Below are 23,709 nucleotides of genomic sequence, written 5' to 3' on the forward strand. Positions count from 1 at the left end.
TCCTTGTTCTCTCGTGCCCGCTCAGCGGCGGCGCGACTTGCGGTCGTCCTTGATGTGGCCCTTGAAGGTCCTAGTCGGAGCGAACTCGCCCAACTTGTGACCCACCATCGCCTCGGTGACGAACACCGGGACGTGCTTGCGGCCGTCGTGCACCGCGATCGTGTGACCCAGGAAATCCGGGATGATCGTGGAACGACGCGACCACGTCTTGATCACGGTCTTCTTGCCCGACTCGTTGAGAGCGTCCACCTTCTTGAGCAGGTGGTCGTCCACGAAGGGGCCCTTTTTGAGGCTACGTGGCATGTTCTTCTACCTCCCTGCTCAGCGCTTCTTGCCGGTACGCCGGCGGCGGACGATCATGGCGTCGGAGGCCTTGCGGCGGCGGGTGCGGCCTTCGGGCTTTCCGTTCGGGTTCACCGGGTGGCGACCACCGGAGGTCTTACCCTCACCACCACCGTGCGGGTGGTCGACCGGGTTCATGACGACACCACGGACGGTGGGGCGCTTGCCGCGCCAGCGGTTACGGCCCGCCTTGCCCCAGTTGATGTTGGAGTGCTCGGAGTTGCCGACCTCGCCGATGGTGGCGCGGTTGCGCACGTCGACGTTGCGGATCTCGCCCGACGGGAGACGAAGCTGGGCGTACGGCCCGTCCTTCGCCACCAGCTGCACCTTGGCACCGGCGGACCGCGCCATCTTCGCGCCGCCACCGGGGCGGAGCTCGATCGCGTGGATCACGGTGCCGACCGGGATGTTGCGCAGCGGCAGGTTGTTACCCGGCTTGATGTCGGCCCGGGGGCCGTTCTCCACCGTGTCACCCTGCTTGAGCTTCTCCGGGGCGATGATGTAGCGCTTCTCGCCGTCGGCGTAGTGCAGGAGCGCGATACGAGCGGACCGGTTGGGGTCGTACTCGATGTGCGCGACCTTGGCGGGAACGCCGTCCTTGTCGTTCCGGCGGAAGTCGATCAGCCGGTACGCACGCTTGTGGCCACCGCCCTTGTGGCGGGTGGTGATCTTGCCGCTGGAGTTACGGCCGCCGGACTTGCTCAGCGGACGCAGCAGCGACTTCTCCGGGGTGGACCGAGTGATCTCGGCGAAGTCGGAGACGCTGGAACCGCGACGACCCGGGGTCGTCGGCTTGTACTTGCGGATGCCCATGTGTCAGCTCAGTCCTTTACGCGGTGGGTCCGCCGAAGATCTCGATCGGCTTGCTCTCAGCCGAAAGAGTCACGATGGCGCGCTTGGTGTCCTTGCGCTTGCCGAAGCCGGCGCGAGTCCGCTTACGCTTGCCCTGGCGGTTGGCCGTGTTGACGCTGACCACCTTGACGCCGAACACCTTCTCGACCGCGATCTTGATCTGGGTCTTGTTGGCGTCCGGGCGGACGATGAACGTGTACTTGTGGTCCTCGAGCAGCCCGTAGGACTTCTCGGAGATCACCGGCGCGAGCAAGATGTCGCGGGGATCGGGGATGGCGATCGCACTCACTGCTCGTCACTCCCTTCAACCTCGCTCGACCGAGCCGAAGCCTTCGCGCCCTTGCCCCGGACGGGGCCGGCGACGAACACGTCGTAAGCGGCCTTGGTGAACACCACGTCGTCGTTGACCAACACGTCGTAGGTGTTGAGCTGGTCGGGCGTGATGATGTGGACCTCGGCCAGGTTCCGCAGCGAGTTCCAGCTCAGCTCGTCGTCGCGGTGCAGCACCACGAGAACGCGCTTGGCCTGGGTCACCGCGGCGATGGCGGCCTTGGCGGACTTGGTGGACGGCTTCTCGCCGGTCACCAGTTCGGTGACGACGTGCAGCTGCCCGGCGCGGGCCCGGTCGGAGAGGGCGCCACGCAGGGCGGCGGCCTTCATCTTCTTCGGGGTGCGCTGGGTGTAGTCACGCGGCGTGGGGCCGTGGACGACGCCACCACCGGTGAACTGCGGCGCACGGGTCGAACCCTGGCGGGCGCGGCCGGTGCCCTTCTGGCGGTACGGCTTCTTGCCACCACCGCGGACTTCACCGCGGGTCTTGGTGTCATGCGTGCCCTGGCGAGCGGCGGCCAGCTGGCCCACCACGACCTGGTGCATGAGGGGCACGTTGGCCTGCACGTCGAAGATCTCCGAGGGGAGCTCGACCGTGCCGTCGGCTTTACCGGCCGGGGTCTTCAGCTCGACGCTGGTCATGTTCAGTTACCACCCTTCGCGGCGCTGCGAACGAACAGCAGGCCGCCCTTGGGACCGGGCACGGCGCCCTTGATCAGCAGCAGGCCGTCCTCGGCACGCACCGCGTGCACGGTCAGGTTCTGCGTGGTGACCCGGTCGTTGCCCATCCGGCCCGCCATGCGCAGGCCCTTGAAGACGCGGCCCGGGGTGGCGCAGCCACCGATCGAGCCGGGCTTGCGGTGCACGGCCTGGGCACCGTGGCTCGCGCCCTGGCCCTTGAAGCCGTGACGCTTCATGACACCGGCGTAGCCCTTGCCCTTGCTGGTACCGGTCACGTCGACCTCGATACCGGCCTCGAACACCTCGGCGGTGATCTCCTGGCCGACCTCGTAGGTCTCGGCGTCGGTGGTACGCAGCTCCGCAAGGTAACGACGCGGGGTCACGCTCGCCTTGTCGAAGTGGCCGGTGCGCGGCTTGTTCACCCGGCGCGGGTCGACCGCGCCGAAAGCCAGCTGCACGGCCTTGTAGCCGTCGTTCTCCTGGGTCCGAACCTGGGTGACCACGTTCGGCCCGGCCTGGACGACGGTCACCGGGACGACCCGGTTGTTCTCGTCGAAGACCTGGGTCATGCCGAGCTTGGTGCCCAGGATGCCCTTCACTTGCCTGTCAGACATGAGTCTCTTACTCTCCGCCGCTCGCCAGCCGCTGCTACTGGATGTTGACGTCGACGCTCGCCGGCAGGTCGATGCGCATGAGCGCGTCGACCGTCTTCGGCGTCGGGTCGAGGATGTCGATCAGACGCTTGTGCGTGCGCATCTCGAAGTGCTCGCGCGAGTCCTTGTACTTGTGCGGCGAGCGGATGACGCAGTAAACGTTCTTCTCGGTGGGCAGCGGCACCGGCCCGACAACACGGGCGCCGGTGCGCGTGACCGTCTCGACGATCTTGCGCGCCGAGGTGTCGATCGCCTCGTGGTCGTAGGCCTTGAGCCGGATGCGGATCTTCTGTCCCGCCATGGTGGCTGCTCGTTCCTTGTCGTCTCGTGCCGCTTTTGTCTTTTCAAACCTCAGTCTGACTGAGGTTTTCCCAGTTCAACGGCCCTGTCCCCGGTCCACGCGGTCGGGCGTGTCGAGCCCGACGCACAGACGGATCCCGCGGGATCTTCGTCTTGCCTGGTCTTCCTCAACGTGAGGAGGCATCGAGCCGGCGGAAAAGCTTGGATCGCCGTCTCAAACGCCCTTGCCCGCTAGCCTCACCCGAAGGAAGTGCTCCGCGGACCGTGGCCGCTCATACCAGGGCGGCCGGAACCTGCCTTCCGAAGAAGAACGAGTTCGGCCGCCCCAGGACGAGCAACCTGAATAGTGTCGCACACGTGATTTGACGCCTTGAACCCGGGGGTGTATCAGACCCCCGGGTCGGCGTTAAATCACTTGATGATCTTGGTGACCTGGCCGGCGCCGACGGTCCGTCCACCCTCACGGATGGCGAAACGCAGGCCCTCGTCCATGGCGACCGGCTGGATCAGCACGACGCTGATGTCCGTGTTGTCGCCCGGCATGACCATCTCGACACCCTCCTTGAGGGTGACGACGCCGGTCACGTCCGTGGTACGGAAGTAGAACTGCGGCCGGTAGTTGTTGAAGAACGGGGTGTGACGGCCACCCTCGTCCTTCGACAGGATGTAGACCGAGCCCTCGAACTCCGTGTGCGGGGTGGTGGTGCCCGGCTTCACGACGACCTGGCCGCGCTCGACGTCCTCGCGCTTGATACCGCGGACCAGCAGACCGACGTTGTCGCCGGCCTCGCCGGTGTCCAGCAGCTTGCGGAACATCTCGACACCGGTGACGGTGGTCTTGGTCGACTTCTCCTTGATGCCGACGATCTCGACCTCTTCGTTCACGTTGACGCGGCCACGCTCGATACGGCCGGTCACGACCGTGCCACGGCCGGTGATCGTGAAGACGTCTTCGATCGGCATCAGGAACGGCTTGTCGAGCTCACGCACCGGGTCCGGCACGTTCTCGTCGACGGCCGCCATGAGCTCGAGAACGCTCTCGCCCCACTTGGCGTCGCCCTCGAGGGCCTTCAGGCCGGAGACCTTGACGACCGGAGCGTCGTCACCAGGGAAGTCCTGGGAAGACAGCAGCTCGCGGACCTCGAGCTCGACGAGCTCCAGGATCTCCTCGTCGTCGACCATGTCGGCCTTGTTCAGCGCGACCACGATGTAGGGCACGCCGACCTGCTTCGCGAGCAGCACGTGCTCACGGGTCTGCGGCATCGGGCCGTCGGTCGCCGCGACCACGAGGATCGCGCCGTCCATCTGCGCCGCACCGGTGATCATGTTCTTGATGTAGTCCGCGTGACCGGGGGCGTCCACGTGGGCGTAGTGACGCTTCTCGGTCTGGTACTCGACGTGCGAGATGTTGATCGTGATACCGCGCTGCTTCTCTTCCGGCGCGTTGTCGATCTGGTCGAACGCCGACGCCGTGTTCAGCTCGGGGTACTTGTCGTGCAGAACCTTGGTGATCGCCGCGGTCAGAGTGGTCTTACCGTGGTCGACGTGACCGATGGTCCCGATGTTGACGTGCGGCTTGGTCCGCTCGAATTTCGCCTTCGCCACTGGAATGTCCTCCTGGACTGTTTTGCTTACTCACCGGCCAACGTGGCTGTCGGACGGGGATTCGTTTCTTGACGGATGCTGCGGACGTTCAGGAGTGTTCCTTATGCCCGCGAGCGGACGGGAACTACTCCCCCGTCGCCTTCGCGATGATTTCCTTCGCGACGTTCGCGGGAACCTCGGCGTAGGAGTCGAACACCATGGAGTAGTTGGCACGTCCCTGCGTACGCGAACGCAGGTCGCCGACGTAACCGAACATCTCCGACAGCGGGACCAGTGCCTTGACGACACGGGTACCGGCGCGCTCCTCCATGGCCTGGATCTGGCCACGGCGGGAGTTGAGATCGCCGATCACATCGCCCATGTAGTCCTCGGGCGTGGTGACCTCGACGGCCATCAGCGGCTCGAGGATGACCGGACCGGCCTTCTTCGCGGCTTCCTTCATCGCCATGGAGCCGGCGATCTTGAAGGCCATTTCCGAAGAGTCGACCTCGTGGTACGCGCCGTCCAACAAGGTGAACTTCAACCCGACGAGCGGGTAGCCGGCCAGCACGCCGTACTGCATGGCGTCCTGTGCGCCCGCGTCGACCGACGGGATGTACTCCCGCGGCACGCGGCCACCGGTGACCTTGTTGTCGAACTCGTAGAGGGCACCGTCGGTGGACTCGAGCGGCTCGAGCTTGACGATGACCTTCGCGAACTGACCGGAACCACCGGTCTGCTTCTTGTGCACGTAGTCGAGCTTCTCGACCGTCTTGCGCACCGTCTCGCGGTAGGCGACCTGCGGCTTACCGATGTTCGCCTCGACCTTGTAGTCGGACTTCATGCGGTTGACCAGCACCTCGAGGTGCAGCTCGCCCATACCCGCGATGATCGTCTGACCGGTGTCCTCGTCCAGGTTGACCTGGAACGTCGGGTCCTCTTCGGCCAGCTTCTGGATCGCCAGGGACAGCTTCTCCTGGTCGGCCTTGGTCTTCGGCTCGATCGCGACGCGGATGACCGGCGCCGGGAACGTCATCGACTCGAGGACGACCGGGTTCTGCGGGTCGGCGAGGGTGTCACCGGTGGTGGTGTCCTTCAGGCCGATGACCGCGTAGATGTGGCCCGCCTGGGCCTCGTCCACCGGGTTCTCCTTGTTGGAGTGCATCTGGAAGAGCTTCCCGATGCGCTCCTTGCGCTCCTTGGTGGCGTTGATCAGCTGCGCGCCGGAGGCGACCTTGCCCGAGTACACCCGGATGTAGGTCAGCTTGCCGAAGAACGGGTGCGCGGCGATCTTGAACGCCAGAGCGGAGAAGGGCTCCTCGGTCGACGGCTTGCGCGACACGACGGTCTCACCGTCGGGCAGCGTGCCCTCGACGGCCGGGACGTCCAGCGGCGACGGAAGGTAGTCGATGACCGCGTCGAGCATGGGCTGAACGCCCTTGTTCTTGAACGCGGAACCGGTGAGCACCGGGTACGCCTCGCGGTTCACGGTGAGCTTCCGGATGCCGGCCTTGATCTCGGCCTCGGTCAGCTCCTCACCCTCGAGGAACTTCTCCATCAGGGAGTCGTCGGTCTCGGCGATGGCCTCGACCAGCTTCTCCCGGTACTCGGCCGCCTTGTCGGCGAGCTCGGCCGGGATCTCCTCGACGGCGTAGTCCTCGCCCTTCTGGACCTCGCCGCGCCAGGTCAGCGCCTTCATGCGGACCAGGTCGACGACGCCTTCGAACTCGTTCTCGGCGCCGATCGGCAGCTGGATGACCAGCGGGCGGGCGCCGAGGCGCTCCTCGATGGTGCGGACGGTGAAGTAGAAGTCCGCGCCGAGCTTGTCCATCTTGTTGACGAAGCAGATACGAGGAACCTCGTACTTGTCCGCCTGACGCCAGACCTGCTCGGACTGCGGCTCGACACCCTCTTTGCCGTCGAAGACGGCGACGGCACCATCGAGCACGCGGAGCGAACGCTCCACCTCGACGGTGAAGTCGACGTGGCCCGGGGTGTCGATGATGTTGATCTGGTGATCGGCCCAGAAAGTGGTGGTGGCAGCCGAGGTGATGGTGATACCCCGCTTCTGCTCCTCCTCCATCCAGTCCATGGTGGCGGCGCCATCGTGGACTTCACCGATCTTGTAGTTGACCCCGGTGTAGAACAGGATCCGCTCGGTGGTGGTGGTCTTACCGGCGTCGATGTGGGCCATGATGCCGATGTTGCGGACCTTGTTCAGGTCGGTCAGCACTTCACGTGCCACGAGAGTGTTCCCCTGTCTCAAAATTGGGGCCCGGCAAGGCTTTGATCGGCAGCCGGGCGGACATCACCAGCGGTAGTGCGCGAAGGCCTTGTTGGACTCGGCCATCTTGTGCGTGTCCTCGCGCCGCTTCACGCTGGCGCCGAGGCCGTTGCTCGCGTCGAGGAGCTCGTTCTGCAGACGCTCGATCATGGTCTTCTCGCGACGAGCCTGCGAGAAGGAGACCAGCCAGCGAAGCGCGAGCGTGGTGGAGCGTCCCGGCTTGACCTCGATCGGCACCTGGTAGGTGGCACCACCGACGCGGCGGCTCTTCACCTCGATGGTGGGCTTCACGTTGTCGAGGGCGCGCTTCAGCGTGACGACCGGGTCGGTGCCGGTCTTCTCGCGAGCGCCTTCGAGGGCGCCGTAGACGATGCGCTCGGCCAGGGACCGCTTGCCGTCCTTCAGCACCTTGTTCACCAGCTGGGTGACCAGCGGGGATGCGTAGACGGGGTCAGAGATCAGCGGCCGCTTCGGGGCCGGACCCTTGCGGGGCATTAGCTCTTCTCCTTCTTCGCGCCATACCGGCTGCGCGCCTGCTTACGGTTCTTGACACCCTGGGTGTCGAGGGAACCGCGGATGATCTTGTAACGGACACCCGGCAGGTCCTTCACACGACCACCGCGCACGAGCACCATCGAGTGCTCCTGCAGGTTGTGGCCTTCACCGGGAATGTAGGCGGTGACCTCGATGCCGCTGGTCAGCTTCACACGAGCGACCTTGCGAAGCGCCGAGTTCGGCTTCTTGGGGGTTGTGGTGTACACGCGAGTGCACACGCCACGCCGCTGCGGGCTCCCCTTGAGGGCCGCGGTCTTCTGCTTGGCAGCCTTGTCCTGGCGGCCCTTACGGACCAGCTGCTGGATCGTGGGCAATGGACCAGCTTTCTGTTCGCGATCTTGCTACTACGTGTTGTCTCCGGCCCCCGCGGTCGGGCGTGTCGGCCCGCGTCACGGTCTTGCGACCGGTAACTTCCCGTAGGGATTTTCCGTCGGATCCCGCGTGGGCGAAGCCTTCGGACCGGATGCCTGAGCACCCCGTCCATGCCGCACGGCACACGGGACGGCCCGACGCCTGCCGGGCACGGTCTCCAAAGATACCCGGCCACTTCCGGACCGGCCAAATCGGGGGGTCGATAACTATATCGTGCCGGGCGCCACGCCGCGGCGACCCTGATGGAACGGCGTTTCGGCCGGTTTCATTCCACTCGCCGGGCTTGGCGTCGCACTTCCCGGCAGAGGCCTCATTCCTCGTCGGGCTTGGCGTGGTCCGCTCGGCCCGGATGCGGGTCCCGGGAGAGGTCGATCAACGGATGCACGGGTGCCCCCTCCGGCGCCGCGTGACTCCCCCGCCGGGGTTCTTCGCTGCTTTCCTTCTGCTCGGCGTCCACGACGCCTCCCCTCGTTCGTACTGATACCGCCCTGCTCGGCGGACCACGCTACCTATTCCCCTCTCGGGGGAGCCGGATGGATCCGGAATGGACACTGGCACCACGAGGCCTTCCGAGCCCTTTTCAGGACAGTCGACCTGAGCATTGGGACGCCCGCCCCAGACCGCGTTTAGCGGGCTAAACGCGGTCTGGGCTGCGGCGGAGAAGCCTGGAGGATGCTCTCTTCCCAATGAGTGAGCCGGGGTGGATCCAGGACTGATGACGTCGCGTCGAACCCGTGAATAGGTCACGATGACACCGATCACACGTAAGGCACGGGAGGTTCCATGTCGGCCGAGTTCGAACAGCTGGTCGCGGAATTCGACAAGTTCCAGTCCAAGCTCCAGAACGTCGACGATCGCTTGGCGAACATCGGCGGGATGCAAGACGAGCTGAGCAGGCTCGAGGCGACGGCGACCTCGCCCGACCGTTCGGTGACCGTGGTGGCGGGCCCCGGCGGCGCCATCATGGACGTCCGGTTCACCGAGGAGGCCCTGCGCCAGCGCCCCGAGGGCCTCTCGGCCGCGCTGATGTCGACCATCCAGCAGGCCGTGGCCGAATCGGCCCGTAAGCAGGCCACCATCGTCGAAGAGCACATGGGCGACGACCTCCACCTCGTCGACCAGGTGCTGGAGACCCAGGCGGAGCTGTTCGGGACCACGGTCGAGGACCTGAAGGCGCAGATGGAGGACGCGCCCGCGCGGGAACGGGCCGAGCAGCCCGACGACTACTCCGAGCGCTCGGTCCTGCGGTCCGAAGCGGAACCGCAGCAGCCCACCCCGCCGCCGGCCGCCGCCTCCGACGGCGACCGTTTCCTGAAGAACCTGTTCGACGAAGACGACCGCTGACCGGCGCCGATCGCCTTTAGCGGGCTGAACGCGATTTGAAGGTCCGGGGAACCGGGCACGGCGCCTCCGGGTCCAAGGGGCCGATCACGACGATCCGCACCGGAAAGGTGCTTGAGGAGGGTCACTGATGGGCGAGGGACACGCGGTGGTCATCAACGCTCTGCGCACTTACTCGGGCAAGCTCGCGCAGGACGTCCGGGTCCCGGCCGAGGTGGGGCGGCTGGTGCAGCAGTCCGACGTCGGTGACGAATCCTGGGGCGTGGTCGGCCTGTTCGTGAAGAACGAATACACGGGGATGCTCACCGACCTGCAGGATCTGCTGATCGAGATGTCGGCGGGGCTGACCGCGGCGTCGGAGAAGCTCGGCAGCGCGGCCACCATCTACGAGCGCAACGAAGAGGACAACGTCAAGTCGCTCAACGAGATCCTCAAGATGCTCGAGCAGCCCGCGCAATCGCGGACACCGAAAATCGGACCGGCCAAGTAAAAAGGGGGCACGATCGTGGCCGACCAGAAGATCACCGGCGAGCACACCGGCATCAAGATCAACGACTACAACCCGGACGTCATCCGCACGGACAAGATGCTGACGTCATTGCCCGGTCCGCTCGGCAGCGGGGTCAGCACCTTCAACACGGTCAAGAGCGCGACCGCGGACGGCTTTCAGGCGAGCGACATCGGCACCATCGCCGCGAGCGGGGCCGGTTTCATCAGTTCCTGCGCCGGCGTCGCGGACATCGCGAGCGATCCGATCGGCTGGCTGGTCGGCCAGGGGCTCAACTTCCTGATGAACGTGTGCCAGCCGATCCAGGACGCCATCCACATGGTCAGCGGCGACGGTCCGGCGTTGTCGAACGCGGCGAGCAACTTCAACAACATCGGTGTCTGGCTGCAGAAGTACAGCAAGGAATTCAGCGACAACGCGGTGCGGTCACTGTCCCAATGGGACGGTGACGCGGCGAACGCGGCCGGCGAGAAACTGGCGAAGTTCGGGCAGGGCATCGACGGGATCGCGGCACAGGCCGGGGACATCGCGCAACTGCTGCAGATCTCCAGCATGGTGATGACGGTGATCGAGGAGTTCATCAAGGCGATCCTCACCGAGTTCATCACCTGGCTGATCATGATCTGGATCCCCGCGCTGGCCGCGGCCGTCCCGACCTGCGGCGGCTCGACGGCGACGGCGGGCGGGCTGACGGCCACCCGCGCGGTCTCCACGACGTCGAAGGTGCAGAAGTTCCTGAACAAGCTTCGCCAGCTGCTCGACAAGATCAAGCAGTTCCTCGGCAAGCTCAAGGAGTTCTTCGGCAAGTGGAAGGGCAACTACAAGGACCTGATGGCCCACAACAAGGCCGCCGGGCAGCTGGCGGCGGGGCCGGGCGCGTCCGCGTGGGGCAAGTTCGCTTCGAAGGACGGCGCCATGGGCGGCAGGCTCGCGGACGGGTTCGGCGAGCGGATGACGTCGGCCACGAAGAAGGCCGCGTTGAACACCGTTGGGCTCGGCAAAGCCACAAACCCGGACGGCAGCTGGAAGACGCCCGAGACGGGCAGGGAGAAGGGCGAAGTCGCGGCCGGCGTCACCGGCAAGGTCGGCACGTACACGTCGGGCGGGATCAAGGCCGGCGAGTACGGTTCCGTGGGTGATGACGAGCAGACGACCGAGGAGACCAGCGACAACCTGGACTTCTGAGCTGTGACCGGGTGGATCGTCGCCATCGTCGCGGTGGCGCTGCCTCTCGTGCTGGCCGCTTGGTGGATCGCCGCCGGGGCGGCGAAGAAACGCGGGCTGGCCAAGCTGGCCAAGGAACGGGGCTGGGACTTCTTCAGCGGCGCCCGTCTCGGGTCCTCGGGCGGGCGGCACGAGCAGGCCGCAACGGGTCGGGCGCCCGCCCCCTTGCGGCGGACCGGCGAGTCGATCGACCAGGCCGTGGTGGGCACGCACCGCGGGGTGCCCTTCGGCGTCTACCGCTACCACCAGCCGGGTGCCGGGTTCCGTCAGGACGGCACCCGGGAGTCCGGTTCGCTGCGGACGGTCGTGCACGTCGAGGTGGGGACGGCCATGCCCGACTGCACGCTCTCCATCAGCGGATCCGAAGTGGACTGCTCGAATCCCGGATTCGTGCTGCGGCCCGAGGTCCGCGAATGGCTGCTGGCGAACGTCGGCCGGTGCCGCGAGTTCCACACGTCCGGCCGGACGGTGGCGGTGGTGCCGAAGTCGTTGCCGAGCGGGCCCAGGCTCCTGCGCACCTTGGACTACCTGACCGACGTCGCCGGCCAGGTACCCCTCAATCGCGTTTAGCGGGCTAAACGCGATCCGGCACGGCCGGGGCCAGGGACTTCGCGAAGTAGTGATGCGCGAAGGGGTCGTCGTTGAAGGGCTCGACCGTCTCGTAACCGAGGCGCGCGTACAGGGCCCTCGCCTCGACGAGGTCGTCGCGGGTGTCGAGGCGGATCAGCGTGGCGCCGAGGCCGCGGGCGACGTCTTCGGCGGCGGCCACGAGCAGCGCCGCGCCGCCCTTGCCGCGTTCGGACTTCCGCAGGAAGACGCGTTTGAGTTCGGTGATCTCGGGCGTCATCACCCGGAGCCCGGCACAGCCCGCGAGCACCCCGTCGCGCCACGCGAGAAGGAAGGCACCGGTCGGCGGGACCATGTCCCTGCTGTGCTGCTCCTCGAGCAGGACGTCGAGCTCGTCTTCGGTGACCTGGCGCTCGTAGTAGCGGGACGCGATCTCGTCCAAGTACTCGCGCAGCAGCTGGGCGGCGTCCGGGTGATCGACGGGGGTGACTTCAAAGATCCAGGTCATGGCTACATTCTGCCCATCCCTGGCCACCGGTTTTCGCCTGCCGCCAGATCGCGATTAGGGGGCTAAACGCAGGTCAGGAGGGGGCGAGGCGGCCGGCGCAGGTGGCGACCTCGCCCGGGGCCGACTTCTCCGAGGTGACGACGGCGCCGCCCACGGCCACCCGGCATTCGACGGCGCCCTCGCCCTGCCCCATCAGCTGGACGGTCGGCGGGGTGCCGGTGTTCTTCCACGTGAGCTCTTTGCGCCACGGCAGCCTCACCTGCAGCTCCTGGTGCACGAGCCCCAGCCCGTTCGAGTCGTAGACCACGGTCGCGGTCCCCGTCCCGGCCAGCTCGTAGGCGATCCGCCAATCGTTCGACACCGGCTGCGGCTGCGCCTGGCTGAGCGTCCGCGTGATCGTGCGATCCGGCCCCCGCGACGGCGCGGCCTCGGCCGGCTCGCCGACCACGGCCACGGTCTCGGCCTGCGGCTCCTCACCGCCGTTGAGCAGCACCACACAGGTCGCGAGCGCGGCCACCACGATCCCCGCGATGGCGATACGCCCGATCAGTTGTCTGTCAGCCATCTGTTCTCCTCGCCGAAGCGGCGGCGCGGCCCGAGAGCCGCGCCGCCGCGGAAGTCAGGACGGCAGCAGCCGGCCGGGGACGCCGTTGAGGGACTGGATGAGGCCAAGCACCGGGACGCCGAGCGGCGCGAACGTCCAGATGTTGTGGAGGTCGCTCGTGTCCGGTTCGTCGACGACCACGACATCGTTCGGGGCGTCCTGCGCGGCGAGCGCCGGAGCGGCCGAGCCGAGCACGACGAGACCGGCGAGCGCCGCGCCGGTGACCGCGCGGACGAAGGTCTTCTTCATGAGATTCTCCTTTGCTGGTAACGGTTTTACGAAATCGGCGTGATGATCCCGTAGATCGGGGCGAGGACGTCGGTGGGCACGGGGACGGTCGGGCCGAGCAGTCCGCCGAGGTCGACGCCGGGGATCAGCCAGAGCGCCGGATCGCCGCCACCGGTCGGCAGGGGGTCTGCCGAGGCGACCCCGCCGGCGAGTCCGGACAGCGCGCCCGCGACGGCGAGCGGCAGCAGCACACGGGCCGCGATTCGTTTCATTTCTCTTCTCCCTTTTCTTTCGGTGAAATCGGATCGTTCACCGCAGTACCGAGCTGACCGGCACGATCGTGCCGTCGGGGATCCATTGCCCCGCGTAGTTCCGATCGGCGATCATCCCGACGGCGTGCGGTTCGCCCGGGTACATCGGCATGGCATTGACCTGCGCCGCGGCGAAGATCTGGACGTCGCCGTTCACCGACCTCCACTGGTCGCCCAGCCAGCTCCGGAACCCGCCGAGCGTGGGGCTTTCGCCGCCGAAGGCGTTGCCCGCGGCGACCGCGAAACTCACGGCGACCTGCTCGCGCGGGTCGAACCTCAGCGGCACCGAAGAACTCGCGACGGAGTTGACGATCGGCCCGTTCAGGAGCCAGGGCGCCAGGTACAGGCCGTATTGATGGGTCGGCTTGAGCCGTTGGGACTCGGCCGCGCGGGTCATCGCCGTGTAGCCGCCGGCCCAGCCGGACACGACGACCAGCGCGGTGTTCGGCCCTGCCTCGGTTTGCACCGGCAGACCGGAACGCGCGGCGGTCTCTCGGACCAGCTTCGCGGCGGCCACACCGCGCCGAGAAGTGTCCTCGACGAGCGTGAGCGCGGAAGGCTTGCGCCCGGCGAGGAATTCGACGAGCTTGACGAGAGAACCGCTGTCCTCATTCGAAAGCGCGTCCGCCGGGCATGAGGTGAGGACTTCGCGGCGGTCGGCGACAAGGCCGCCCAGCGCCGCCGAAGCACACTCGGGTGCATCCGCGTCCTCGATGGCGGGGCCCGGCTCGTCCCCCGCGTCGACCTCGATCTTCGTCTTTTCCTCGCCGCGGCCGATGACGAGGTCGCTGCGGCCCTTCGGCAGGTCGACCTCGGCCCAGGTGCCCTCGGCGCCTGGGCGCACGATGGCCTTGGCGATCAGGCCACCTTCGATTCCGGCGGACAGGTCTTCTCCCGCGCTCGCGGGGAAATGGACGAGGTTCTTGCCAGGCCGCTGCGGACTCACCAGTACGGGCAATCGCTGTTCACCGAGGGAGGCCTCGGCGAGCAGCGCGACACCGGGAACCGGAAGCTCGGGTGGTTTGGGAATGGCCGCGAGGGCGCTCCACGCAATGAAGGCAACGGCCACGGCGACCGCGCCGAACCGGTAGACACGCGTGGAATCGTTGCGGGAGAAGAAGAAAACTGCGGCGAGCGGCAGCACAGCGGTCACCAGCAACGTGAGGCCGAAGAGGGTGCCGTAGATCCGGCGGTCGAACCCGAGCCCCGAGGTGAACAGCTGGACAGCGCCGGCGACGACGAGAAGCCCGCCCAGCGTCAGGGAAAGCGGGCCGAGCCGGAAGTTCGTCTGGCGCCATCGCTCGGCGGGAACCCAGACAGAGAGAACGGAGACGCCGAACCACAAGGCCGCGGCCGCGACGTAGACGGTGTCGATGGCGAATTCGACACCTGTCCGCCCGAGCGAGGTTTCGAGCACCACCAGCGCGGCGAGCGCGAGAGCGGCCCAGCGGCCTGCCGACGGCCTGCGGATCAGGACGGGAATAGCCAGCGCGAGCACGAGATGCACGATCAACGCGATGACGTTGACATCGGTCGCGAAGGCGGAAACCGCGGCCAGCGTGGCGGAAACCCCGCCGAGTACGGCGATCGTGAGATGGAGCCGTCGGGGCAGCTCACCCACCAGCGGGCGCAGGATCCCTGTGCCCGCGAGGAAAGCGGTTGCCAGCAGAAGTCCGAGCCGAAGCAGGACGAGGGCGATGTCGGCTCCGGCCGAACCCGAGCTAGCCGGTATGACGTGGTGATCCATGGGACCTTCTCCGAACAGATCGGCGGAGCCGTGGGTGACGGGGCGCGCCCGCCACCCACGGCCTTCCGCGCCGAGCAGGGTTACTTGAGATCCGCGTCCGCCACGACGAACAGTTCGGAGTGCGGCTTGGCGTTGCCGAAGGACCCGTGCGGCCAGGTCTTCCGGTTGAAGTTGATCCCGACCTGTCCGGTGAACTCGTCCCGGAAGTTCTGGTCGACCGCGACCTTTCCGTCCTCGCCGAGATTCAGCAGGTTGACCTTGTGGTCACCGTCCAAACCGGACCGTGCGACGAAGTAATTCGACACCGCGAGGTGCTGTGGCTTGTCGGTTTCGTGGTAGTAGCCGTCGTCGCCGAGCACGAAGTTGTCGTACGCGCCCCAGTGCGGGCCGCCGCCGGGCGTACCCGGGTTGATCGGTGCCGCGCCGACGACGGTCGGCAGGTCGCCGCCACCGCCCTGCTGGGACTTCTCCTTCGTGTCGATCCGGCCCTTGATGTTCTCGACCTTGTCGCCGGCGGCGACCAGCTTCTGGATGTCGAGGACGTACACGCCGCCGGTGGTGCCGGGGTCGTGCGGGCCGAGGGCGCCCTTGGAACGGCCGGTGATCGCGCGATAGAGGTACTTGTCGTCGGGGCTGGTCTGGATCCAGCCACCGTTGGAGCCACCGCCGTTGGAGTCGTTGCTCGGATGGATCGCCTTGTTGGCGGCACCGTCGTCGAACACCTGGATCCAGTGCGGTTCCTTGGCGGTGATGTCCGGCGTGTAGAACACCGCTCCGCCCTGCATCGTCTGGGCGAACGCGCCCTTGTGGCCGGGCAGGTTGGTCACCGTGGTCTCCATGACCGCGCGGCTTTCCGCGTGCAGCGGGTCCGCGGGATCGGCGCGAGGGCCGTCCGGCAGGTACGAGACCGCCTTGAGCTTCGGCTTGTTGCGATCGGAGATGTCCCAAGTGCGGACCGTCGGGCGCCGCAGGTACGGTGACGGCTGCTTCACCGGGTCGAGGATGATGTTGCGCGGCTCGGCGTAGTCGCTGGTGACCAGGGTGTCGAGATCCTCACGTGCCTGGATGCCGTGCGGGTTGGCGCAGGTCGGCTTGTCCAGCTGCGGAAGGTTGTCGCACAGCTTCTTGTTGTCGCCCTGCGGTGTGGCCGCCGGGGACTCGGAAAGCACCTGCGCGTTCTGGTCGAAGCGGACGACCTCACCGGGGCTGCCGGCGAAACCGTTGCCCACGACCGTGGAACCGTTGGCGTAGGTGTGCGGGCCGGGCACGACCGGGCCGCCCATGTAGGTGCCGTAGGCGGTGCCGTCCTTGAGCACCCAGTACGCGTCCGGCACGGAGCCGCCGAGGGTCTGCGTCGGGAGGCTGACGCCCTTGAGCTTCAGTTGCGGCAACGCGGAGACATCGAAGGCGTACGTCGCGGCGGCGAACAGCGCGCCGGCGTAGATCGTGTCTCCCTTGTGCCACACGTATTGCATGTGGTGCGGCTCGTTCTCGACGAGTGGTCCGACGGTGGCGGTGTTGACGACCTTGCCGTACGTCGGCGAACCCTGCGTCGCGTCGATCACGGCGAGGAAGTCCGGACCGGGCAAGGCGTTCTTGATCTTGTTCAGGCCGCCGCCGAGCGAACCCGGAAGGTTCTTGATGTCCTTGACCAGGGTGTCGGCGATGTTCTCGTCACCGGCCCAGACCAGCAGCCACTTCTTGCGCTTGCCGTCCGCGCTCCGGGATGCCGCGACGTCCTTGGACACCAGGTGGTTCTGAACCCAGTACTCCTTGCCGTCGGCCGCCTTCTTCGCGTCCTTGACGACCTGGACGTCGGCGTAGGCGCTCGTCGTGGAGCCGGTGTAGGTCACCGTGCCCACGGCGAGCGCCGCCGCCAAGGCGCCGATCACCACTTTTCGCCACTTGGGCGAGTTGGATAGCATTCTTTCTCCCTGTTTTCGCTAGCGAAGCGCCAGACAATTGGCACACCTCTCCCTTTTCGTGCAGGCGTCTCCACCGCGGATCGAAGGGAAAGCAATCAGCCGCCGGTTCCACCTGGGAACCGTTGCGGCACAGTGGAAAGCGTCAGCGTACGAGGAAATGTCACAGCCGTTGTGAATACGCTGATCGAGTAAGCCCGGAAAGGGTCAGGAATACATACACAGCGCGCTGGCTTGCTGCCGCAAGTCAACGTGCCGGCGCCACACCAAGGCGACTGGGGATTGCATGGGCGAAATACTCGTGTGAAGCCGTTGGAGTGTCAATCTCGTGATCAAAGAATGAGACATGCCACGGCAGAGTGAATTTCCCACGATGCGGATAGGCCGTTGAGCCGTATGGGTGGCGGTTTTCCGAGTATTGGGAATTAGGCCACCTGGGCGCACTACCGCACGTCACAACGGACCAGTAACCCACATCCAACCCAGCCGAGGCCGTTATGGTTTCGTTACGCTTTCCCGGGAACTCTGCTGCGTCCCGGGCCCTACGAGGCGGCGCGAGCGATCCGATACCGGGACTTCGTCGCGAGAAGAGGCCAAGGCGAACGGGCCCAGTCGAGGCAGCCGACCCCCGCACTCGCCGAGGCGTGGTGGCGCCCTTCCCGAACACCCGCTGACCTGCGGCCCCTCCGCCGGATCGCGATTAGGGGGCTAAACGCAGGTCGAGCGAAGAGGCGGGCGGCGGGCGGGCAGATCGCGATTAGCCCGCTAAACGCAAGAGGCCACCGGATCGCGTTTAGGAGGCTAAACGCGGTCCGGTGGCATCGGGCGCGGGCAGGTGACAGATCGCGATCAGGGGGCTAAACGCAGGTCAGTCGGCCTGGTGGCGACGGCGGCGCGAGGTGAAGACCAGACCCGCGCCGAGTACCAGGGTGGCCAGGGCGAGGGCCCCGAGGCCGAGGACGTCGGCGCCGGTGCGGGCCAGACCTGTTCCGCCGCCGGAAGCCTGGTTACCGGGCGCGCCGGGGGCGGGCGTGGTGGTTGCGGACGCGTCACAGCCAGGACGCCGGGTGGGCAAGGTGGGCGGCGGTTCGTCACCCTGTCCGGCTTCGACGTAAAGCCGGGCAGGATTGTCCACCGGACCGACGACGTAGATCGAGATCGGGTTGTCGTACAAGATCCGCCAGCCCTGCGGTGGGGCGAAGAAGAGGCGGTACTTCGGCCCCGGCACCAGGTTGGCGATCTTGAAGTGCCCCTCCGCGTCGGTCGCCGTCTCGACGATGGTCGGGCAGTCGCCGTCGGAGGCGAGTACGACCTTGACCCCGGCGAGCCCCTTCGCCGGTTTGTCCGGATCGGCGGTGTGGATCACCTGGCCCGCGAGGGTGGCGATCCCACCCGGCACCGCTGCTTCGTCGGACGCGTGCGGGTTGCCGCCGATGCCGACGTCGGTATAGCCGAAGTCGCACGACACCGAGACCCGGCCATGGTTCAGCGCGCCGTCCGGGATCTTCTCGGTCACGTCGAAGATCCGGGTCTGGCCTGGAGCGATCGTCGCCCCGGCGAAGTACTCGAGCTCTCCCCAACCTGGACCGCCCTTCAGGGCAAAGTCCACGCCTGCGCGATTGCAGCCGGCGACGATGCCGACGAGCGGGAGACGTCCGTAGTTCGTCAGCTTCACCGTGACATGGGCGAGCTCTCCGGGCTTGTAAGTGTCCTTTGTGAAGGACACCGACGCTTTGAGTGCGTCGTTCAACGGCCGCACCCCACGAATGGGCAAATCCGTGGTGTCCGCCCCGGCCCGAATGACCTTGAGCGGGAACAACCAGCCCTTGATCGAGTCGCCTCCGCCGCTGAGAAGATATTCGACAGCCGGGACGTCCCCGAAATCGATCTTCCCGTCGGCGTCGCTCGTGGCCTTGTACTCCTTGGAACCGATGGAGTACCGCAAGGTGAGCGGGATATCGGCCAGCTGTTCGCCGTCATCGAGCTTGCCGTTGCCGTTCTTGTCGCCGAACACGACACCCGCCACCCGGCCAGTGACCTTCGTGACGGGGACAGTGCCGTTGAACTCACCGGCGTTGAGCCCGGTCTCGTCGGAGACAAAGCCCCGGACGACCGCGATGTCCTTGTCGAGGTCCCCGATCTGGCCGGTGACGGTCACCTCTTTGGTCTCGTCGGGCTCGAGGCTCACCCCCGGCGCACGTCCCCACGCTCCCCAGCCCGGCTCGTAAGGAATCGACAAGGATCCCGGCTCGCTGAAGAATTGGTTCACCTGAAGTCCGACCGCGCGAGTTCCGCCGACGTTCTTGATCTTGAACGTGAAACGGACGTCTTCGCCGACCTTGTACGACGGTTTTTCGAAGGTGACCGAAGCTTCGACCCTCGCTCGCTCAGCCTCCGGCTTCGGCGCGGCGGGTGAAGAATTCTCCACTGGCGGCGCGCTGGGCGTCGGGGCCGGAGTGCTACTCGGCGTTTCGGACGTCGCCGGCGCGCTGGAGGTCGGCGCCGAAGGCTCCGGATCCGCCAAGGCGGGCGCGGCGAACACGCCGGTCAGCGCAGCGCCGGCGGCGATCGTCGCGAGATAGACCCCCGCGATACGCGCGATGGATCTCGCCCCAGGTGATTTGTTCACGCAGAGTCTCCCCAGATAACCCAATGGAACGCGCACAGCCCCCGAGCCGCGTGGAACCCGATCAATTTAGCGAGCGCTGAGGAGGGTGCGTACCCGTTTCGGGTGAAGAGAGCCGAATTGGAACATTCGGGGAAACGGGAAGGGCCCCCGCCGGATCGGCGGGGGCCCTTCTCGTGGATTTCACTTCGGTCAGCGGAAGTCGCGGCCGAAGTCGTAGTCGTCCAGCGGCACCGCGGCGCCCGGCGTGGAGCCGAACACATCCGGGGTGTAGTAGCCGTCGTCGTAGGACGGGATCGCGTAAGCGGCGACCCGCGCCTCCTCGGTCGGCTGCACCTGGATGTTGCGGTATTTGTTGATCCCGGTACCGGCCGGGATCAGCTTACCGATGATCACGTTCTCCTTGAGGCCCACGAGCTTGTCCGAGCGGCCGTTGATGGCCGCGTCGGTCAGGACCCGCGTGGTCTCCTGGAACGAGGCCGCCGACAGCCACGAGTCCGTGGTCAGCGAGGCCTTCGTGATCCCCATCAGCACCGGACGACCCGAGGCGGGCTCGCCGCCTTCGGCGACCGACGCGCGGTTCTTCGCCTCGAACTTGGTCCGCTCGGGCAGCTCGCCCGGCAGGAAGTCCGTGGCACCGGAGTCGATGATCGTCACCCGGCGCAGCATCTGCCGGACGATGACCTCGATGTGCTTGTCGTGGATCGACACACCCTGCGCCCGGTACACCTTCTGGACCTCGTCCACCAGGTGCATCTGCGCCTCGCGCGGCCCCATGACCCGCAGGACCTCGTGCGGGTCCGGCGTGCCTTCGAGCAGCTGCTGACCGACGTTGACGCGGTCACCGTCGCCCAGCGGGCCGTTCGGGGTGTTCGCGAGCCGCTGACGCTTGGACAGCTTGTCGAAGACGATCTCTTCGCTGCCGTCGTCCGGGATCAGCGTGATCTTCCAGAACCGCTCGCTCTCCTCGATGCGCACACGGCCATCGACGTCGGCGATCGGCGCCTTGCCCTTCGGGACCCGGGCCTCGAACAGCTCCTGGACACGGGGCAGACCGGTCGTGATGTCGTCACCGGCGACACCACCCTGGTGGAACGTACGCATCGTCAGCTGCGTACCCGGCTCACCGATCGACTGGGCCGCGACGATACCCACGGCCTCGCCGACGTCGACGAGCTGACCGGTCGCCATGGACCGGCCGTAGCAGGTGGCGCAGATACCGACGGCCGACTCGCAGGTCAGCACCGAACGCACCTTGACCTTGGAGATCCCGCTCGAGATGAGCTTGTCGATCGCCGGGTCACCGATGTCGTCACCGGCGTTGAGCACGACGTTGCCCTTGGCGTCGACCGCGTCGGTCGCCAGGTTCCGCGCGTACACGCTGGTCTCGACGTGCTGGTCGCGCAGGACCTTGCCGTCGCCGATGTCCTCGCCGATCGGCATGTTGATGCCGCGGGTGGTGCCACAGTCGATCTCGCGGACGATGACGTCCTGCGACACGTCCACCAGACGACGGGTCAGATAACCCGAGTCGGCGGTACGGAGCGCCGTGTCCGCCAGACCCTTACGGGCACCGTGCGTCGCGATGAAGTACTCCGCCACCGACAGGCCTTCACGGAAGTTGGCCTTGATCGGACGCGGGATGTACTCACCCTTCGGGTTCGACACCAGACCACGCATACCGGCCAGCGACCGGACCTGCGTCATGTTGCCCGCCGCGCCCGACTTCACGATCATCGCGATCGGGTTGTCGTCCGGCAGCGCCGTCTCCATGATCTTGTGGACCTCTTCGGTGGCCTGCGTCCACACCTTGACGAGCTCGTTGTTGCGCTCGGCGTGCGACAGCTGACCACGCTGGTACCGCTTCTCGACCTGGTCGGCCTTGCCTTCGTACTCGTCCAGAATGGCCTTCTTGCCGGTCGGGACGAGAACGTCGGAGATCGCGACCGTGACGCCCGAACGGGTCGCCCAGTAGAAACCGGCGTCCTTCAGGCGGTCCAGGGTCTGCGCGACCTGGGTCATCGAGTAGCGCTCGGCGAGGTCGTTCACGATCGCGGCCTGACGCTTCTTCGGCATCGGCTCGTTGATGAACGGGTAGTCCGCCGGCAGCAGCTCGTTGAACAGCACGCGGCCCAGGGTGGTCTCGGCCAGCCACGCCTTGCCCGGCTCCCAGCCCTTCTCCGCGAGCGCCGCTTCGTCGGCCTTGGCGGGCTGACGGTCGGTGATGCGGATCTTGACCGGGGCGTGCAGGCTCAGCGCCTTGCGGTCGAACGCCATGATCGCCTCGGCGGGCGACGAGTACGCGTTGCCCGCGCCCTCGGCGGTCTCGGTCAGGCGGGTGAGGTGGAACAGACCCGTCACCATGTCCAGACGCGGCATGGCGAGCGGACGGCCCGACGCCGGCGAAAGGATGTTGTTCGCCGACAGCATCAGGATGCGGGCCTCGGCCTGCGCCTCCGCGGACAGCGGGAGGTGCACGGCCATCTGGTCACCGTCGAAGTCCGCGTTGAACGCTTCACAGACCAGCGGGTGCAGCTGGATGGCCTTGCCTTCGACCAGCTGCGGCTCGAAGGCCTGGATACCGAGGCGGTGCAGGGTCGGCGCACGGTTCAGCATCACCGGGTGGCCGGTGATGACCTCTTCGAGCACGTCCCACACCTGCGGACGCGACCGCTCCACCATCCGCTTGGCGGACTTGATGTTCTGCGCGTGGTTCAGGTCGACCAGCCGCTTCATGACGAACGGCTTGAACAGCTCGAGCGCCATGTCCTTCGGCAGACCGCACTGGTGCAGCTTCAGCTGCGGACCGACGATGATGACCGAACGGCCTGAGTAGTCGACACGCTTGCCGAGCAGGTTCTGACGGAACCGGCCCTGCTTGCCCTTGAGCAGGTCGGACAGCGACTTCAGCGGGCGGTTACCGGGACCGGTGACCGGGCGGCCGCGGCGGCCGTTGTCGAACAGCGCGTCGACGGCCTCCTGCAGCATCCGCTTCTCGTTGTTGACGATGATCTCGGGCGCGCCGAGGTCGATCAGCCGCTTCAACCGGTTGTTCCGGTTGATGACCCGGCGGTAGAGGTCGTTCAGGTCGGAGGTGGCGAACCGGCCACCGTCGAGCTGGACCATCGGGCGCAGGTCCGGCGGGATCACCGGGACGGCGTCGAGCACCATGCCGCGCGGGTCGTTGCCGGTGGCCTGGAAGGCCGCGACGACCTTGAGCCGCTTCAGCGCGCGGAGCTTCTTCTGCCCCTTGCCGTTGCGGATGGTGTCGCGCAGGCTCTCGGCCTCCGCGGCGACGTCGAACTCGGTGGCCAGCTTCTGGATGGCCTCCGCGCCCATGCCGCCGGTGAAGTACTCGCCGTAGCGGTCGACGAGCTCGCGGTAGAGCAGCTCGTCGGCGATCAGCTGACGGGTGTCGAGCTTGGTGAAGGTCGTCCAGACCTCCTCGAGACGGTCCAGCTCGCGACCGGCGCGGTCACGCAGCTGACGCATCTCGCGCTCGCCGCCTTCCTTGACCTTGCGGCGGACGTCGGACTTGGCGCCCTCCGCCTCCAGCTCGGCCAGGTCGGCTTCCAGCTTCTGCGCCCGAGCCTCGATGTCCGCGTCACGCTTGGTCTCGAGGTTCTTGCGCTCGACACCGATCTCGTTCTCGAGGGTCGGCAGGTCGTTGTGCCGCAGCTCGGTGTTCACACCGGTGATCACGTAGGCCGCGAAGTAGATGATCTTCTCGAGGTCCTTCGGCGCCAGGTCGAGCAGGTAGCCCAGGCGGGAGGGAACACCCTTGAAGTACCAGATGTGGGTGACGGGAGCGGCCAGCTCGATGTGGCCCATCCGCTCACGACGCACCTTGGCGCGGGTGACCTCGACGCCACAGCGCTCGCAGATGATGCCCTTGAAGCGGACCCGCTTGTACTTACCGCAGTAGCACTCCCAGTCCCGGGTCGGGCCGAAGATCTTCTCGCAGAAGAGGCCGTCCTTCTCGGGCTTGAGCGTCCGGTAGTTGATGGTCTCCGGCTTCTTCACCTCACCGAAGGACCACTGACGAATGTCGTCGGCGGTGGCGAGGCCGATGCGGAGCTCATCGAAGAAGTTGACGTCCAGCACGTCTTTACATCCCCTTGGGGTTGATGCGACTAGAGGAGTTGGCGAGCGGAGGCGGGAGCCCACGGG

Annotated in this window: 23 protein-coding genes; 4 read left to right on the forward strand and 19 right to left on the reverse strand. The window is 66.7% G+C overall.

Going from position 1 to position 23,709, the window contains the following annotated elements:
* Positions 1–21: 21 nt before the first annotated feature.
* The 11 genes from rpsS to BLW75_RS20540 form a co-directional block, all read right to left on the reverse strand.
* Complete coding sequence (gene rpsS, locus BLW75_RS20490; protein ID WP_003102083.1) at positions 22–303, reverse strand: 30S ribosomal protein S19; 282 nt, start codon at positions 301–303, stop codon at positions 22–24.
* Between the two features lie 18 nt (positions 304–321).
* Complete coding sequence (gene rplB / locus BLW75_RS20495; RefSeq protein ID WP_005166779.1) at positions 322–1,155, reverse strand: 50S ribosomal protein L2; 834 nt, start codon at positions 1,153–1,155, stop codon at positions 322–324.
* A gap of 16 nt (positions 1,156–1,171) precedes the next feature.
* A complete protein-coding gene (gene rplW, locus BLW75_RS20500; protein ID WP_005166778.1) occupies positions 1,172–1,483 on the reverse strand; it encodes a 50S ribosomal protein L23 in 312 nt (103 codons plus the stop codon).
* Complete coding sequence (gene rplD / locus BLW75_RS20505; protein WP_034304244.1) at positions 1,480–2,166, reverse strand: 50S ribosomal protein L4; 687 nt, start codon at positions 2,164–2,166, stop codon at positions 1,480–1,482. Before rplD ends, rplW begins: the two co-directional genes overlap by 4 nt.
* 2 nt (positions 2,167–2,168) lie before the next feature.
* The gene (gene rplC, locus BLW75_RS20510; protein WP_007031036.1) at positions 2,169–2,819 is read right to left on the reverse strand and encodes a 50S ribosomal protein L3; all 651 of its coding nucleotides are present in this window, start codon (positions 2,817–2,819) and stop codon (positions 2,169–2,171) included.
* Between the two features lie 34 nt (positions 2,820–2,853).
* Positions 2,854–3,159, reverse strand: a complete 306-nt coding sequence (rpsJ, locus tag BLW75_RS20515; RefSeq protein ID WP_003102098.1) for a 30S ribosomal protein S10 — start codon at positions 3,157–3,159, stop codon at positions 2,854–2,856.
* Between the two features lie 410 nt (positions 3,160–3,569).
* Entirely contained in the window at positions 3,570–4,763 is a 1,194-nt protein-coding gene (gene tuf, locus BLW75_RS20520; protein ID WP_034304241.1) for an elongation factor Tu, read from the reverse strand.
* A 124-nt stretch (positions 4,764–4,887) separates the two neighbouring features.
* The gene (fusA, locus tag BLW75_RS20525) at positions 4,888–6,987 is read right to left on the reverse strand and encodes an elongation factor G (protein ID WP_034304237.1); all 2,100 of its coding nucleotides are present in this window, start codon (positions 6,985–6,987) and stop codon (positions 4,888–4,890) included.
* Between the two features lie 63 nt (positions 6,988–7,050).
* Positions 7,051–7,521, reverse strand: coding sequence for a 30S ribosomal protein S7 (rpsG, locus tag BLW75_RS20530; RefSeq protein WP_007031033.1), 471 nt, complete (start codon positions 7,519–7,521; stop codon positions 7,051–7,053).
* Positions 7,521–7,895 (reverse strand): 30S ribosomal protein S12, encoded by a 375-nt coding sequence (gene rpsL / locus BLW75_RS20535; protein ID WP_003102113.1) that lies wholly within the window; start codon positions 7,893–7,895, stop codon positions 7,521–7,523. Before rpsL ends, rpsG begins: the two co-directional genes overlap by 1 nt.
* A gap of 368 nt (positions 7,896–8,263) precedes the next feature.
* Positions 8,264–8,410, reverse strand: coding sequence for a hypothetical protein (locus BLW75_RS20540; RefSeq protein ID WP_091597937.1), 147 nt, complete (start codon positions 8,408–8,410; stop codon positions 8,264–8,266).
* Between the two features lie 326 nt (positions 8,411–8,736).
* Here BLW75_RS20540 and BLW75_RS20545 point away from each other — a divergent pair, with 326 nt between their 5' ends.
* The 4 genes from BLW75_RS20545 (at position 8,737) to BLW75_RS20560 (ending at position 11,596) form a co-directional block, all read left to right on the forward strand.
* On the forward strand, positions 8,737–9,297 hold the full coding sequence (locus BLW75_RS20545; RefSeq protein ID WP_034304235.1) for a YbaB/EbfC family nucleoid-associated protein: 561 nt from the start codon (positions 8,737–8,739) through the stop codon (positions 9,295–9,297).
* A gap of 127 nt (positions 9,298–9,424) precedes the next feature.
* A complete protein-coding gene (locus BLW75_RS20550; RefSeq protein ID WP_034304233.1) occupies positions 9,425–9,784 on the forward strand; it encodes an ESX-1 secretion-associated protein in 360 nt (119 codons plus the stop codon).
* Between the two features lie 15 nt (positions 9,785–9,799).
* Complete coding sequence (locus BLW75_RS20555; RefSeq protein WP_091597940.1) at positions 9,800–10,987, forward strand: hypothetical protein; 1,188 nt, start codon at positions 9,800–9,802, stop codon at positions 10,985–10,987.
* A 3-nt stretch (positions 10,988–10,990) separates the two neighbouring features.
* On the forward strand, positions 10,991–11,596 hold the full coding sequence (locus tag BLW75_RS20560) for a hypothetical protein (protein ID WP_034304231.1): 606 nt from the start codon (positions 10,991–10,993) through the stop codon (positions 11,594–11,596).
* A 4-nt stretch (positions 11,597–11,600) separates the two neighbouring features.
* On the opposite strand, the gene BLW75_RS20565 is transcribed toward BLW75_RS20560, so the two are convergent.
* From BLW75_RS20565 to BLW75_RS20600, 8 genes are all read right to left on the reverse strand, one after another.
* Positions 11,601–12,101: a GNAT family N-acetyltransferase gene (locus BLW75_RS20565; protein WP_034304229.1), complete on the reverse strand. Its 501-nt coding sequence runs from the start codon at positions 12,099–12,101 to the stop codon at positions 11,601–11,603.
* A gap of 73 nt (positions 12,102–12,174) precedes the next feature.
* Positions 12,175–12,666, reverse strand: coding sequence for a hypothetical protein (locus BLW75_RS20570; protein ID WP_034304226.1), 492 nt, complete (start codon positions 12,664–12,666; stop codon positions 12,175–12,177).
* Positions 12,667–12,720: 54 nt separating this feature from the next.
* Positions 12,721–12,954 (reverse strand): hypothetical protein, encoded by a 234-nt coding sequence (locus BLW75_RS20575; RefSeq protein WP_034304224.1) that lies wholly within the window; start codon positions 12,952–12,954, stop codon positions 12,721–12,723.
* 26 nt (positions 12,955–12,980) lie between these two features.
* Positions 12,981–13,205, reverse strand: coding sequence for a hypothetical protein (locus tag BLW75_RS20580; RefSeq protein ID WP_034304221.1), 225 nt, complete (start codon positions 13,203–13,205; stop codon positions 12,981–12,983).
* A 37-nt stretch (positions 13,206–13,242) separates the two neighbouring features.
* Positions 13,243–14,991, reverse strand: a complete 1,749-nt coding sequence (locus tag BLW75_RS20585; RefSeq protein ID WP_034304219.1) for a hypothetical protein — start codon at positions 14,989–14,991, stop codon at positions 13,243–13,245.
* An 80-nt stretch (positions 14,992–15,071) separates the two neighbouring features.
* On the reverse strand, positions 15,072–16,916 hold the full coding sequence (locus tag BLW75_RS20590) for a selenium-binding family protein (protein WP_241783203.1): 1,845 nt from the start codon (positions 16,914–16,916) through the stop codon (positions 15,072–15,074).
* A gap of 865 nt (positions 16,917–17,781) precedes the next feature.
* Entirely contained in the window at positions 17,782–19,542 is a 1,761-nt protein-coding gene (locus tag BLW75_RS20595; protein ID WP_241783201.1) for a hypothetical protein, read from the reverse strand.
* A gap of 189 nt (positions 19,543–19,731) precedes the next feature.
* Positions 19,732–23,643, reverse strand: a complete 3,912-nt coding sequence (locus BLW75_RS20600) for a DNA-directed RNA polymerase subunit beta' (RefSeq protein ID WP_034304217.1) — start codon at positions 23,641–23,643, stop codon at positions 19,732–19,734.
* Positions 23,644–23,709: the final 66 nt, after the last annotated feature.

This window comes from Amycolatopsis lurida, from assembly GCF_900105055.1.
Classification (GTDB): Bacteria; Actinomycetota; Actinomycetes; order Mycobacteriales; family Pseudonocardiaceae; genus Amycolatopsis; species Amycolatopsis lurida.

Excerpts from the sequence above, each read along its gene's own strand:
- rpsS (WP_003102083.1), bottom strand. The coding sequence starts at position 303 with ATGCCACGTAGCCTCAAAAAGGGCCCCTTCGTGGACGACCACCTGCTC.
- rplD (WP_034304244.1), bottom strand. The coding sequence starts at position 2,166 with ATGACCAGCGTCGAGCTGAAGACCCCGGCCGGTAAAGCCGACGGCACG.
- rplB (WP_005166779.1), bottom strand. The coding sequence starts at position 1,155 with ATGGGCATCCGCAAGTACAAGCCGACGACCCCGGGTCGTCGCGGTTCC.
- BLW75_RS20590 (WP_241783203.1), bottom strand. The coding sequence starts at position 16,916 with ATGCTATCCAACTCGCCCAAGTGGCGAAAAGTGGTGATCGGCGCCTTG.
- rplC (WP_007031036.1), bottom strand. The coding sequence starts at position 2,819 with ATGTCTGACAGGCAAGTGAAGGGCATCCTGGGCACCAAGCTCGGCATG.
- BLW75_RS20575 (WP_034304224.1), bottom strand. The coding sequence starts at position 12,954 with ATGAAGAAGACCTTCGTCCGCGCGGTCACCGGCGCGGCGCTCGCCGGT.
- rpsG (WP_007031033.1), bottom strand. The coding sequence starts at position 7,521 with ATGCCCCGCAAGGGTCCGGCCCCGAAGCGGCCGCTGATCTCTGACCCC.
- BLW75_RS20545 (WP_034304235.1), top strand. The coding sequence starts at position 8,737 with ATGTCGGCCGAGTTCGAACAGCTGGTCGCGGAATTCGACAAGTTCCAG.
- BLW75_RS20570 (WP_034304226.1), bottom strand. The coding sequence starts at position 12,666 with ATGGCTGACAGACAACTGATCGGGCGTATCGCCATCGCGGGGATCGTG.
- BLW75_RS20585 (WP_034304219.1), bottom strand. The coding sequence starts at position 14,991 with ATGGATCACCACGTCATACCGGCTAGCTCGGGTTCGGCCGGAGCCGAC.
- rpsJ (WP_003102098.1), bottom strand. The coding sequence starts at position 3,159 with ATGGCGGGACAGAAGATCCGCATCCGGCTCAAGGCCTACGACCACGAG.
- BLW75_RS20550 (WP_034304233.1), top strand. The coding sequence starts at position 9,425 with ATGGGCGAGGGACACGCGGTGGTCATCAACGCTCTGCGCACTTACTCG.
- BLW75_RS20565 (WP_034304229.1), bottom strand. The coding sequence starts at position 12,101 with ATGACCTGGATCTTTGAAGTCACCCCCGTCGATCACCCGGACGCCGCC.
- BLW75_RS20580 (WP_034304221.1), bottom strand. The coding sequence starts at position 13,205 with ATGAAACGAATCGCGGCCCGTGTGCTGCTGCCGCTCGCCGTCGCGGGC.